We start from the raw sequence: 12,494 nt of genomic DNA on the forward strand, positions 1-12,494 counted from the left end.
GATGAAAGAGGAGGATGAAAGATGCAGGTCAATCGCCGTTCATTTCTGATGGGTTCTGCCGGTGTTGCTGCCGGTCTGGCCTTCGGCGCCGGAGGCTCGATCCCGGCTTTTGCGGAAGATTCGAAGCTTCGCGCGATGTGGTGGGGATCGAACGATCGTGCCAAACGCACGCTTGATGTCACGAAGCTCTACGAGAGCAAGAATCCCGGCGTGTCGATCGTCGGTGAGTCCCTGAGTGGCGATGGCTACTGGACCAAGCTGTCCACACAGATGGCTGGCCGCGCCATTGCCGACGTGTTCCAGCTCGAGCCGGGAACGATCTCGGACTACTCCAAGCGCGGTGCCTGCCTGGCACTGGATGAATTCGTACCCTCGACATTGAAGGTCGATTCGTTCGGCAAGGACATGCTGAAGCTGACGACTGTGGACGGAAAGCTTTACGGCGTCGGTCTTGGCCTCAACTCCTTCGCGCTGTTCTTTGACCAGACTGCCTTCGAGAAAGCTGGCATCCCGGTGCCGACTGCGGACCTTACTTGGGAAGAGTATGCCAAGCTTGCGGTCGAACTGACGAAGGCTGGCGGCAAGGACAACTACTGGGGCGGCCCTTACGGTGCGCGCTACACCTACGTCTTCGATGCCTGGTTGCGTCAGCGCGGCAAGAGCCTCTATGCCGACGGCAAGCTCGGCTTCAATGTGGACGATGCGACGGCGTGGTACACGTTCTGGGAGGATCTGCGCAAGAAGGGCGGCACCGTCGCTGCCGATATCCAGACGCTTGACCAGAACACCATCGACACGAACGCACTCGCGCTCGGAAAATCGGCAATGGGGATGGCCTATTCCAACCAGCTCGTCGGCTACCAGCTTCTTTCCAAAAATAAGCTCGCGATCACGCTCCTGCCGCGCGAAAAGAAGGGCGGCCCCTCCGGCCACTATTATCGCCCCGCATTGATCTGGAGCGTCGGTGGGTCTACCAAGAATGGCGAAGCTGCGGCCAAGTTCATCGACTTCTTCGTCAACGACGTCGACGCCGGCAAGATCCTTGGCGTGGAGCGCGGCGTGCCCATGTCGCCGGTCGTGCGCGAGGCGATTCTCCCCAACCTTAATCCGACCGAGCAGGCCACCGTGAAATATATTAACCTGCTGAAAGATCAGGTCGGCGAATATCCGGCACCGGCACCGCTCGGCTCGACACAGTTCGACCAGCGCGTTTTCCGTCCGATCGCCGATGAACTCGCTTTCGAGCGGACGACTCCCGCCGAAGCGGCGGCCCGTCTCCTTGAAGAAGGCAAGGCGACGATCAAGGGTTGATCGCATACACGTGGCTGAATTGGATCGCGGCAGTCGTAAAAACTGCCGCGATTTTCTTTGCTTTCGTGCCTCCTGGTCTCTCGATGACAATTGTATGATTTTTGATTGAGAAAACCTTTTCTCACTTGACGATCGGTTTGGGAAAAGCTTTTCTCATCGTCGAACAGGGAGGGGCGCGGTGAACGTCACTGGCGGAAAAAGAGGCCGGATCACCATTCACGACGTCGCAGCGGCGGCGGGTGTTAGTATCTCTACTGCGTCGAAAGCGCTGAATGAAACCGGGCGCATGAGCGCGGACACCCGGGAGCGGGTGAAGCGCATCGCCGGCGAGGTCGGGTTCCGTCCGAATGCGCTTGCCCGCGGCCTGCTGAGCAAACGCAGCTTCACGATCGGCCTGTTGACCAACGACACGTATGGGCGCTTCACGCTGCCTGTCATGGCCGGCATTTCGGAGGCGTTGCTCGATCACGGGGTATCGGTTTTTCTCTGCGCGATCGAAGACGATCCAGCGCTCGGTCAGATCCATGTCGACGCCATGCTGGAAAAGCAAGTGGACGGGATCATCGCCACTGGAAAGCGATTGGATCGACAGCTTCCGATCGATCTTTCGGACCTGCCTGTCCCCGTCGTCTACGCATTCACCGAGGGGGCATCCACAAGCGTTACCTTCCGCTCGGACGACGCGCAGGGCGCGCGGCTGGCGGTGGAATGGCTTGTGAAGATGGGCCGTCGTCGGATTGCTCACGTGACCGGGCCGGAGAGTTTCTTCTCGGTTCGCGAGCGCGCGGATGCCTATCGCGATGTCATTGGCGGCGAGGGCCTCGTCATGTTTGGTCACTGGGCCGAGGCCTGGGGTCACGAGGCTGTCGCTGAGATTTGGAGCAAGGAAGGCGAAAGGCCGGACGCGATCTTCTGCGGCAACGATCAGATCGCCCGTGGCGTGGTGGATGCGCTGCGCGAGCGTGGTCTACGCGTGCCGGACGATGTTTCCGTGGTCGGTTTCGACAATTGGGAGATCGTCGCCGGCCAGACGCGGCCGCCGCTCACCTCCGTCGATATGGAGTTGAAGGAACTAGGGCGTCAGGCCGGGTTGACGGTCCTGGCGCTGGCGGAGGGACGCCCGGTGGATCCGGGTGTCAGGAAATTGCCGTGCCGGCTTGTGGTGCGGCAGTCATGCGGGGCCCAAAACCCCAGGAGATGAGGAACCGGCGCGGAGGAGATGCGCCAATTTGGGAGGAAGTGCCATGATTAAGCGTCTGTTGGCTGCGACAAGCGTTGCCACCCTATGCCTGGTGTCCGGAGCGTCGGCCGCCGAGAAAGTCGAAATGTGGGTCCGTTCGGGCATCGGTGAGTCCTTCAAGAAGGTTGTCGAAGCCTACAATTCCAGCCACGAGAACCAGGTCGTTGCGACCGAGGTGCCGTTCTCGGAACTCGTCCAGAAATACGCAACCGCCATTGCCGGTGGGCAGGCGCCGGATGCCTTGTCGATGGATCTCATCTACAACCCGGCCTTCGCTGCTGCCGGACAGTTGGAAGACCTGACGGACTGGGCAAAGAAGCTGCCCTATTTCAATTCGCTATCGCCGTCGCACGTCCGCCTCGGCACCTATCAGGATCGCGTCTACGGTTTGCCGTTGTCAGTCGAGACCTCGGTCTTCGCCTGGAACAAGGACCTCTACAAGAAGGCAGGTCTTGATCCTGAAAAGGCGCCAGCGACCTGGGAGGAAATCACTGCTAACGCCGAGAAGATCCGTAAGCTCGGTGATGACACCTACGGCTTCTATTTCTCCGGCGGCGGCTGCGGTGGCTGCATGATCTTCACGTTCACGCCGCTCACCTGGGGTGCGGGTGCCGACATCCTGTCGGCCGACGGCAAGACGGCGACCCTCGATACCCCGCAGATGCGCAAGGCGGTCGACTACTATCGCGACATGGTTAAGAAGGATCTTGTCCCGGCAAGCGCTGCCAGCGACAATGGTGCCAACTTCCTGACCTTCACCAACGGCAAGATCGGCCAACAGAGCCTCGGTGCCTTCGCGATCGGCACGCTCGTCACCGAGCATCCCGACATCAATTTCGGCGTGACGCTCATCCCGGGCGTTGACGGCAATCCGTCTTCCTTTGCTGGCGGCGACAACTTCGTCATCACCAAGGGCACCAAGAAGATCGACGCCGTGAAGGAATTCCTCGAATACATCTACTCCATGGACGGCCAGAAGATCATGGCGAAATACGGCAGCCTGCCGACCCGCGGTGACATCGCCGACAAGGTGCTCGAGGGCCTCGATCCGCGGCTGCAGGTCGGCCTGAAGGCCATCTCGGTCGCCAAGACCCCTTATACGCTGCAGTTCAACGATCTGATCAACAGCGCCAACGGTCCGTGGGCGACATTCACCAACGCCGCCATCTTCGGCGACGATGTCGACGGCGCCTTCAAGAACGCGCAGTCGGAGATGCAGTCCATCATTGACAGCGGCCAATAATCTCCCGGCGGCCGTGGCCGGAGGGCGGTGGCAGTCCTCCGGCCGATTTTACCAGGAATGATGCGGAGTGTTTCGATGACCGTGACGGGTCAAAAGCAGATTGCATGCGTGCGCAGACGTGCCCCACGACCGGAATGGACGGGCCTCCTCTACATCGCTCCGGCGATGCTTTTGGTGATCGTTTTCTTCGTGCTCCCGGTCGGGTTCACCGCCTGGATGAGCCTTCACAACTGGCCCCTGATGGGTGCCCAGCGCTGGATCGGCTTCAACAACTACTTCCGCATGTTCAATGACGGCCGCTTCGTCGCGGCTCTGAACTTCACCGCCTACTACACGGTCATCGTGACGATCCTGATCTTCGCGGTCGCCTTTCCGCTTGCCCTGTTCGTCGAGCGGCAGCGGGCCTTCGTCAGCACCTATCGCACCGTCATCTTTCTACCCGTCGTCGTCGGTCTGGCGTCGGCGTCGCTGCTGTGGGTGTGGCTCGCCAACGTCGACAGCGGTTTCATCGGTCCCGCCTTGAAAGCGCTCGGACTGGTCGAGAAGAGCCCGAACCTGCTTGCCACCTTCGACAGCGCGTTCCTGACGATTTGCGTCATGGTCGTGTGGAAGATAGCCGGCTTTACAATGATCATCCTGCTCACAGGGTTGCAGGCGATCCCGACCGATCTCACCGAGGCCGCTGTCGTCGATGGCGCAAACTGGTGGCAGCGTTTCCGCTTTCTGACGCTGCCGTTAATGCGCAGGACGATCGCGCTTGCTCTGATTATTTCGGTGACCGGCTCGATCCTCGCCTTCGATCAGTTCTACATCATGACCTCGGGCGGACCGCAAAACAGAATGATTTCCGTCGTTTACTATATCTTCAACCAGTCGTTCGTGTCTTTCAATCTCGGCTATGGCGCAGCGCTGTCGATTGCACTGCTCGCCATTCTGGTCGTCATCAGTGTCGTGCAGCTTTGGCTGCTGCGTGTCGGGGAGGAGCGCTGATGAGCCTCGTCACTGGTCGCAGGCGAAGCCGTGTAATCCGTGGGCAGGCTGCCTATCACGGCACCGGCATCGCTATAGCCATTTTCTTCCTCGCTCCGTTTGTTATCACTCTGCTCGCCTCGCTCCGGCATGGCACGGAGGCGCGGTTGCCGCCGCTGCCGCCATGGCCGACGAACGGCATCAGCTTCGATTCCTATCGCTCGCTGGACAGTTTCGGCGCCGGCATCTGGCAGCATACTCTCAACTCGCTCATCGTGTCGGTTGCGACAGTTGTGCTGACCGTGGTCATCAGCCTGCTCGCCGGCTACGGCTTCTCGCGCTACCGCTTCCCGATGAAGAACGTCTTCTTCATCCTGATCATCGCGACGCTGATGATCCCCTTCCAATCCATTCTCACACCACTCTTCATCATCCTTGCCAGGCTCGGGCTCAACAATTCCCTCTTTGGCCTGACGCTGGTTTATGTGACGCTACAGCTGCCGTTTTCGGTATTCATGATGCGCAACGCCTTCGATGCGGTGCCAAAGGAGATCGAAGAAGCAGCGCGTATCGACGGCGCCCATGACCTGAAGCTGCTCGTGCTCGTGCTGCTGCCGCTTGTCCTGCCGGGTGTCGCGACCGTGGCGATCTTCGCCTTCCTCAATGCCTGGAACGAATTCCTGGCTGCGCTCGTGCTGCTTTCCAGCAACGAGAAGTACACGCTGCCCGTGCTGATGATGGCGGTGCGCGCCGGTCGTCTGGGCGCGATCAACTGGGGCGCCGTGCAGGCGGGTGTCGCCGTCATGACGATCCCGTGCCTCATCGTTTTCCTGCTTCTGCAACGCTACTACATGCGCGGGCTGATGGCCGGCGCTGTGAAATGACCTCCGAAGAAAGATGGATCAAGCCATGAACAAGTTGAAAAGAGATCGCCAGTTTCGTCCGCTTCCCGTACCTGATGTCGATGTGCATGGCCTGTTCGGAGAGCGCCAGGATGCGATCTGCAATAGCACCGCCGAAACGCTGCTCGATCGCTGTGTCGAGGCCGGCATGCTGCAGGCAATCGACGTTACCAAACCGAGCCCAGGTATTGTCATCCCGATCGGTCCCTGGGGCGGTTCGACGCAGATGTTTTGGGATAGCGATCTCGGCAAGTCGATCGAGACGGTTGCCTATTCGCTCTATCGCCGCGCCAATCCTGCTTTGGAAGGCCGGGTCGATGCCATCGTCGATATGTACGAGAAGCTGCAGGATAAGGATGGCTATGTGAATGCCTGGTTCCAGCGGGTTCAGCCCGACCGCCGCTGGACCAACCTGCGCGACCATCACGAACTCTATTGCGCCGGTCACCTGATGGAAGGCGCGGTCGCTTATTATCAGGCCACCGGCAAGCGTAAGCTGCTCGATATCATGTGCCGCTTTGCCGATTACCTGATTTCCGTCTTCGGTCACGGCCCGGGCAAGATGCCGGGCTATTGCGGCCACGAGGAGGTCGAGTTGGCACTGGTCAAGCTCGCCCGTGCGACGGGTGAGAAGAAGTACCTGGACCTTGCCAAGTTCTTTGTCGATGAGCGCGGAACGGAGCCGCACTTCTTCACCGAAGAGGCGATCCGCGATGGTCGCAGCACAGCGGACTATCATCAGAAGACCTATGAATACAGCCAGGCCCATCAGCCGGTTCGCGAGCAGAAGAAGGTCGTCGGCCACGCCGTTCGCGCCATGTACCTCTATTCTGGAATGGCCGACATCGCGACCGAGTATAACGATGACAGTCTGACCGGCGCTCTCGAGACCCTTTGGAACGACCTGACGACCAAGCAGATGTATGTCACTGGCGGCATTGGCCCAGCGGCGGCCAACGAAGGCTTCACTGACTACTATGATCTGCCGAACGAAAGCGCGTATGCCGAGACCTGCGCTTCCGTCGGCCTGGTCTTCTGGGCAAACCGCATGCTTGGCCGCGGCCCGAACCGTCGCTATGCCGATATAATGGAGCAGGCACTCTACAACGGCGCGATGGCCGGCCTCTCGCTCGACGGCAAGACGTTCTTCTACGAAAACCCGCTGGAAAGCGCTGGCAAGCACCACCGCTGGATTTGGCACCATTGCCCCTGCTGCCCGCCGAACATTGCCCGCCTGCTCGCCTCGATCGGCTCCTATATGTATGGTGTCGCCGACGACGAGATTGCCATCCATCTCTACGGAGAAGGCAAGGCGCGGTTCAAAATCGCCGGCTCGGATGTCGAACTGACGCAGAAGACCCGCTACCCCTGGCACGGTGCCGTTCATTTCGACATCAAGACAAGCACGCCGGCTCGCTTTGCGGTTTCGCTGCGTATCCCGGAATGGGCGAATGGCGCAACGCTCGCCGTCAACGGTGAGCCGATCGAACTGGGCTCAGTCGACGTTGATGGTTACGCCCGCATCGAACGCGAGTGGCGCGATGGCGACAAGATCGACTTGAACATTCCGCTGGAAGCGCGCGCTCTTTGGGCAAATCCACTGGTTCGCCAGGACGCCGGGCGCGCTGCTCTGATGCGCGGTCCTCTCGTCTATTGCGTCGAGGCAACGGACAACGGGGCAGGCCTGAATGGCATCCGGCTTGGCGAGGATCTATTGGCAAGCACGGCGGAGATCGCCGAGCTTGGTGGTGCGGTCGCCCTCGATGTCCCGGTGACCAAGGATGAGTCGGATTGGGGTACGACACTCTATCGGACCAAGCCGCCGGCAACCGGGAAGGGGACGGCACGCTTTGTGCCCTATCATCTGTGGGACAACCGCGCGCCCGGCGAAATGCTCGTTTGGATTCGCTCTGCCCAGTAGCGCAGCAGGTTCACCATAAGTCGCCGGCTTACCTGCCGGCGACGGCTTCGGGCTGTGACCGCACCTGTGCTCTGATCATGCTGACCCAGTTGCGCCCGATGGCAAGGCCGCTGGCATCGGATTCGCTCGCGTGGGCGGCGGCAAGCGCCGCATAGCGTTCATGCCAGCCTGGCTCCATCTGTTCGATTGAAGTCGCAAATTCGACTTTCCAGCTGTCGATGACGGATGCGCTGGCCTCGAAATGGAACTGCGTGCCATAGGCCGCCCGTCCCACGCGAAACACCTGATTCTCCGCTAGCCTACTGACGGCAAGACGGGTCGCGCTGGCCGGTAGCGTGAAGGTGTCGCTGTGCCACTGGAACGTTGTGAAGTCCTCTGCAAGCCCGGAAAGCAGCGGGTCGATCCGGCCCTCCTCGGACTTGCTGACCGTGTGCCAGCCGAATTCCAGCCTGGCATTCAGCAGATTTTCGGCACCGTAGGCGCGCGCCAGGATCTGTGCGCCAAGGCAGATGCCGAGCACGGCCTTATCGGCCTCGGCAAACTCGCGCATCAAATGCGTAAGCGCCGGGAGGTAGGGATAGTTCGCGTCGTCGATAGCGTTCTGTTCACCACCGAGCACCACCAGCGCATCATAATCGGCATCACCGGCAGGCAGCGTACCGTCGATCCAGGGATAGAAGTGCTGGATTTCGGCATTGGCTTCCGCCAGCGCTAGGCCCAGCGAGCCGAGCGGCGTGCTCTTCATGTTCTCAACGACGGCGATCCGCATCAGCATCTCCCTACGATCCTCGAGACGGAGAGGAACACCAGCCGCTTCGCGATTGCAATATGGATTGCGCCATGCCCACGCAGTTCTTAAATCGGGATGAACGAAAGGGAGCCCCCGACATGAGCGACAAGAAAGCCCGCGTGACGATCCTCTATTGCACCCAATGTAACTGGCTGCTGCGCGCCGGCTGGATGGCCCAGGAGTTGCTCCAGACTTTCACTGACAGTCTTGGTGAGGTGGCGCTCATTCCCGGCACCGGTGGCAATTTTGAAATACGTGTCAACGGCGATTTGGTCTGGGAGCGCAAGCGCGACGGCGGCTTTCCCGGTCCTAAGGAGCTAAAGCAGCGCGTGCGTGACATCATCGAACCTGGCCGCGATCTCGGCCACGTCGATCGGGCCTCGCTGGAAAGCTGAGGCAGGATCGAAAACCGGTTCTGCCGCTAGTCAAAAGGTGAATTGCAGGTCTTGTAGAAACCCTCATAGGTTACGAAGCGATCAGTCTTCGGGTTATAGGTTCGATACTGAGTTCTGCACCAATCCACATGGAATTGCCGGTCCTGCGTCTTCGGCTGCACGGTACGAACAGGCGGCGGCGGATTGTAGTAGAGCGGCCCGCGTCCCTGTGCGCCCGGTCGATAGTAGGTCGGACCGGTGGCCGTTGGCGGTCGAAAGTTCGGCTGTACATAGGACGGCCGGAACGATTGCACCGGGCCGAAGGTAAAACAGCCGCGTGCGTCGCACATGGTCGACCCCACGCGGATCACGTCTGATTCGCCGACGTATGGCGAAAATCCGCTGAGCGGCATCGCAAGCACGGCGCAGGGCAGCAGGGAGAACAGCGCGATAAGGCAAAGATTGTGGAGGCCAGGCATCGGATCATCCTTTCTTGCTTCCATATAGGGCGTCTTGCGCCGATCGCTATCGCGTTGCTTCAGACTGGGCCGCTGCCATCATACACCGACATCAACGACTTTTTTGCTGCCTGTCAGGAAAACTTCAAAAACGCTGTTGACAGCAAGAGGCCACCCCCGTACATGGCTCTCCGTCGCCCAGATGGCGGAATTGGTAGACGCGCCAGCTTCAGGTGCTGGTACCCGAAAGGGTGTGGAGGTTCGAGTCCTCTTCTGGGCACCATTCCCTAAGAAATGCAATGGGAAAGCCGATATCCACGGCTTCCCGTTTCCTCTCCGAAAAGACATTACCACCGCAGATAACGACGCCCGATCAGGCTGCCGATGGCAGTCACGGCTGCGATCGCGATCGTGTACCAAGTGGCCACGAAAAGCGGACTGTCGTCGGGGCAATGCCAGGCGTAGAGCGCCGCTGCAATCCCACCCGCCGCAAGACCGGCAGCGCCTCCCGCCAGTGATGGGCGCTGCGGTGCGCCGTTCCTCAAGGCCAGCATGAAGCCTACCAAAGGCGCAAGCGACAGCAGCGGAATGAACATCAGGCAGAAGGGGGCATTGTTGCCAATCAGGTTTGCTTCCCATGCATCCGATGGGATCACGCGCATCTCCGCGATCACTGCGACGATCAGCAGGGCAAGCGGCAGAAGCAGCGCTGCGGCGCTTGCCTTGACGGAAACCCCAGGACGCCCGATGCGGAACACGACGATGCACGCTGTCACCGCAAGCACGACGGTGAAACCGATCTTGAAGAGCACACGCGAAGTCTCGAAGATACTCCACATGTTGTGACGGATGCCGATCGTTGTCAGCAGAATGGCACCTGAGACGACGACGCCGACAACAAGCGCTAGGACGAGGATTTGCCCTAGCCGGGCACGGACCGCTGCGTCTTCGGCCAACAGGTTGATCAGGTCATTCGTCTTCACGTGTTTCACTCCGATAGAGGGCCGCCAAAGACTTCAACGCGCGATGAAGCGCGACGCGCACGGCTCCTTCAGTCATTTTAAGCCTTTCGGCTGTTTCACGCACACCGGCACCTTCCAGCGAAATCGAACGGACGATGTCGCGCTGGGGATCACGCAGCCGTGCCAGCAGATGGCTGGCGTCAAGTCGATCCATGGCATCCGTCTGCTCTTCGGCCTCAAGCGTATCTATTACGTCTTCAACCGGCACCTTCACATGTCGTCCGCGCCGGCGGAGGCTGTCGATTAGCTTGTTGCGCACGATGGCCGACAGCCAAGGACCGATCGGGCGCGACGGATCCCAGGAGCTGCGCTTCAGGTGGACGGCAAGCAGCACCTCCTGGACCACGTCTTCGGCCTCGCTCGCCGGGGCGCCCAGCTGATCACAGCGCCTGCGGGCCATTGCGCGTAGATGCGGCGTGACGGCGGCAAGAAAGCGGTGATAGGCCTGCGTGTCGCCTTTGAGAGCGCCACGCATCCACCCTGCCCATTCCTCTTCACGCGTCGAATGCCTCATCCGCATTATCCTCTACGGACCGCCACACGTTTTTGTTACCAACATCGGAGCCGATTTTTCGATCCGGCCGGAAGGCTTTGCTGCGCAAGCGTTTTCTCTCGCAATCGAGGACGCGGCAAGATGGGGCCGCACAAAAAATCACGACCACTGATGTAACAACTCACCGGATGCTTCCGTAGACCCCAGTGCAGGCCAATCACGGCTTGTCCCTTAAACGGAGACGGAACCATGAAAAACAGCATCGCTACCCTGGCTCTCGCGGGCTCCCTTGCTTCCGCGCTTGCAACGATCGCGGCGCCGGCGGCCTCTGCCGCCGATGCCAAGGAAAAATGCTACGGCGTCGCAATGAAAGGCCAGAACGACTGCGCCGCCGGCAAGCATGATTGTGCCGGCAAGTCGACCGTGAGCTACGACAAGGCTTCCTTCAAGCTTGTCCCCGCCGGCACCTGCACCTCGATGAAGACGCCGAAGGGTCACGGCTCGTTGATGCCGGCCTGATTGCTTATCGACATCAGTAGTTTCAAGGACCGGAGATCATCATGTCCAACGTTTCAGCAACCGTCTTTGCCGCTTCCGTGGCGACTGCTTTGTCCCTGATCGGAACCGTGCAGGTTTCTGCCGCCGATACCTCGAAAGAGAAGTGCTATGGCATCGCGCTCAAGGGGCAAAACGACTGCGCCGCCGGGCCCGGCACGACCTGCGCCGGCACATCCAAGGTCGACTATCAGCAAAACTCCTGGAAACTCGTTCCGGCGGGCACCTGCGTTTCGATGAAGACGCCGAACGGCCACGGCTCGCTGATGCAAGGTCCAGCTCCGGCCTGATCGGGGGACCAGCCACCGGCAGCGGCACTAGGGATCGTGTCGCTGCCGCCAAGAAGTTGGAGATCAGCCATGAAACCGTCCGAACTGCCGCGCCGCGCCGGCATTGGCTTCAAGCCGGAGCACTTCGTCAGCATCAATGCCGGTCGCCAGCCGATCGGCTTTTTCGAAGTGCATGCCGAGAACTACATGGGAGCGGGCGGTCCACCGCACGCCCAGTTGAGTCGATTGAGGGAAGATTACGCCCTGTCGGTCCATGGCGTCGGCCTGTCGATCGGATCGATGCAGCCGCTCGACCGGGAGCATCTCGCACGGCTGAAGGTTGTCTGCGACCGCTATGAGCCCGAGAGCTTCTCCGAACATCTCGCCTGGTCGACGCATGACAGCGTGTTTCTGAACGACCTGTTGCCGTTGCCCTACACCGAAGCGACGCTGGCGCGCGTTGTCGAGCACATCGACGAAGTGCAGAGCATGCTGAAACGGCAGATGCTGCTCGAAAACCCCGCGACCTACCTCCTGTTCGAGGAGAGCACGATCGAGGAGACGGCGTTCTTGAGTGAAATCGCGCGCAGTACAGGCTGTGGCCTGCTCCTTGATGTCAACAACGTCTTCGTTGCTTCCACCAACCACCACATGGATCCTCGCGACTATTTGGCCCGCTTCCCGATCGGTCACGTGCGCGAAATCCATTTGAGCGGTCATTCGGAAACGATCGACGATCGCGGCGCGCCGCTTCTGATCGATTCGCACGATACGGCGGTCAAGGATCCTGTCTGGGCGCTTTACGAGGAACTCATTGCCCGAACAGGGCCGGTCGCAAGCCTTGTGGAATGGGACAACGAGGTGCCGGATTGGCCTGTGCTGCGGGCAGAGGCCGAGGCTGCCGACGCTATCTTGCGCCGCGCGGCCAGTGATCTGGCTGCATAGGG

The 12,494-nt window shown here is 60.3% G+C and carries 14 protein-coding genes and 1 tRNA gene; 11 read left to right on the forward strand and 4 right to left on the reverse strand.

Annotated features, from left to right (window positions below; genetic code table 11):
* Positions 1–21 precede the first annotated feature (21 nt).
* The 6 genes from FHT76_RS23270 to FHT76_RS23295 all read left to right on the forward strand — a co-directional run bounded on the left by FHT76_RS23270 (position 22) and on the right by FHT76_RS23295 (position 7,586).
* Positions 22–1,311 carry an ABC transporter substrate-binding protein gene (locus tag FHT76_RS23270; protein ID WP_183863300.1) on the forward strand — a complete coding sequence of 430 codons (1,290 nt, stop codon included), beginning with the start codon at positions 22–24 and terminating at the stop codon, positions 1,309–1,311.
* A 178-nt stretch (positions 1,312–1,489) separates the two neighbouring features.
* Positions 1,490–2,512 carry a LacI family DNA-binding transcriptional regulator gene (locus FHT76_RS23275; RefSeq protein ID WP_183863302.1) on the forward strand — a complete coding sequence of 341 codons (1,023 nt, stop codon included), beginning with the start codon at positions 1,490–1,492 and terminating at the stop codon, positions 2,510–2,512.
* Between the two features lie 43 nt (positions 2,513–2,555).
* Positions 2,556–3,794: a sugar ABC transporter substrate-binding protein gene (locus tag FHT76_RS23280; protein ID WP_183753709.1), complete on the forward strand. Its 1,239-nt coding sequence runs from the start codon at positions 2,556–2,558 to the stop codon at positions 3,792–3,794.
* 75 nt (positions 3,795–3,869) lie between these two features.
* The gene (locus tag FHT76_RS23285) at positions 3,870–4,784 is read left to right on the forward strand and encodes a carbohydrate ABC transporter permease (protein ID WP_183863304.1); all 915 of its coding nucleotides are present in this window, start codon (positions 3,870–3,872) and stop codon (positions 4,782–4,784) included.
* Positions 4,784–5,647 (forward strand): carbohydrate ABC transporter permease, encoded by an 864-nt coding sequence (locus FHT76_RS23290; protein ID WP_183863306.1) that lies wholly within the window; start codon positions 4,784–4,786, stop codon positions 5,645–5,647. Before FHT76_RS23285 ends, FHT76_RS23290 begins: the two co-directional genes overlap by 1 nt.
* A gap of 25 nt (positions 5,648–5,672) precedes the next feature.
* Positions 5,673–7,586 (forward strand): glycoside hydrolase family 127 protein, encoded by a 1,914-nt coding sequence (locus tag FHT76_RS23295; protein WP_183863308.1) that lies wholly within the window; start codon positions 5,673–5,675, stop codon positions 7,584–7,586.
* A 28-nt stretch (positions 7,587–7,614) separates the two neighbouring features.
* Here the strand turns inward: FHT76_RS23295 and FHT76_RS23300 are convergent, their stop codons facing one another.
* Positions 7,615–8,355, reverse strand: coding sequence for a type 1 glutamine amidotransferase (locus FHT76_RS23300; RefSeq protein ID WP_183863310.1), 741 nt, complete (start codon positions 8,353–8,355; stop codon positions 7,615–7,617).
* Between the two features lie 119 nt (positions 8,356–8,474).
* Between FHT76_RS23300 and FHT76_RS23305 the strand changes: the two genes are divergently transcribed.
* Positions 8,475–8,771: a SelT/SelW/SelH family protein gene (locus FHT76_RS23305; protein WP_183863312.1), complete on the forward strand. Its 297-nt coding sequence runs from the start codon at positions 8,475–8,477 to the stop codon at positions 8,769–8,771.
* Positions 8,772–8,797: 26 nt separating this feature from the next.
* Here the strand turns inward: FHT76_RS23305 and FHT76_RS23310 are convergent, their stop codons facing one another.
* Positions 8,798–9,229, reverse strand: a complete 432-nt coding sequence (locus tag FHT76_RS23310) for a BA14K family protein (protein WP_183863314.1) — start codon at positions 9,227–9,229, stop codon at positions 8,798–8,800.
* A 175-nt stretch (positions 9,230–9,404) separates the two neighbouring features.
* On the opposite strand from FHT76_RS23310, the gene FHT76_RS23315 reads away from it, so the two are divergent.
* A tRNA-Leu gene (locus FHT76_RS23315) sits at positions 9,405–9,491 on the forward strand.
* A gap of 64 nt (positions 9,492–9,555) precedes the next feature.
* On the opposite strand, the gene FHT76_RS23320 is transcribed toward FHT76_RS23315, so the two are convergent.
* Both FHT76_RS23320 and FHT76_RS23325 read right to left on the reverse strand, forming a co-directional pair.
* A complete protein-coding gene (locus FHT76_RS23320; RefSeq protein ID WP_183863316.1) occupies positions 9,556–10,191 on the reverse strand; it encodes an NrsF family protein in 636 nt (211 codons plus the stop codon).
* Positions 10,178–10,744 (reverse strand): sigma-70 family RNA polymerase sigma factor, encoded by a 567-nt coding sequence (locus FHT76_RS23325; RefSeq protein ID WP_259185910.1) that lies wholly within the window; start codon positions 10,742–10,744, stop codon positions 10,178–10,180. Before FHT76_RS23325 ends, FHT76_RS23320 begins: the two co-directional genes overlap by 14 nt.
* 228 nt (positions 10,745–10,972) lie before the next feature.
* Here FHT76_RS23325 and FHT76_RS23330 point away from each other — a divergent pair, with 228 nt between their 5' ends.
* The 3 genes from FHT76_RS23330 (at position 10,973) to FHT76_RS23340 (ending at position 12,492) form a co-directional block, all read left to right on the forward strand.
* Positions 10,973–11,242 (forward strand): DUF2282 domain-containing protein, encoded by a 270-nt coding sequence (locus FHT76_RS23330; protein WP_183753693.1) that lies wholly within the window; start codon positions 10,973–10,975, stop codon positions 11,240–11,242.
* Positions 11,243–11,283: 41 nt separating this feature from the next.
* The gene (locus FHT76_RS23335) at positions 11,284–11,568 is read left to right on the forward strand and encodes a DUF2282 domain-containing protein (RefSeq protein ID WP_183753691.1); all 285 of its coding nucleotides are present in this window, start codon (positions 11,284–11,286) and stop codon (positions 11,566–11,568) included.
* Positions 11,569–11,637: 69 nt separating this feature from the next.
* Complete coding sequence (locus tag FHT76_RS23340; RefSeq protein ID WP_183863320.1) at positions 11,638–12,492, forward strand: DUF692 domain-containing protein; 855 nt, start codon at positions 11,638–11,640, stop codon at positions 12,490–12,492.
* Positions 12,493–12,494: the final 2 nt, after the last annotated feature.

The organism is Rhizobium sp. BK176 (assembly GCF_024808055.1).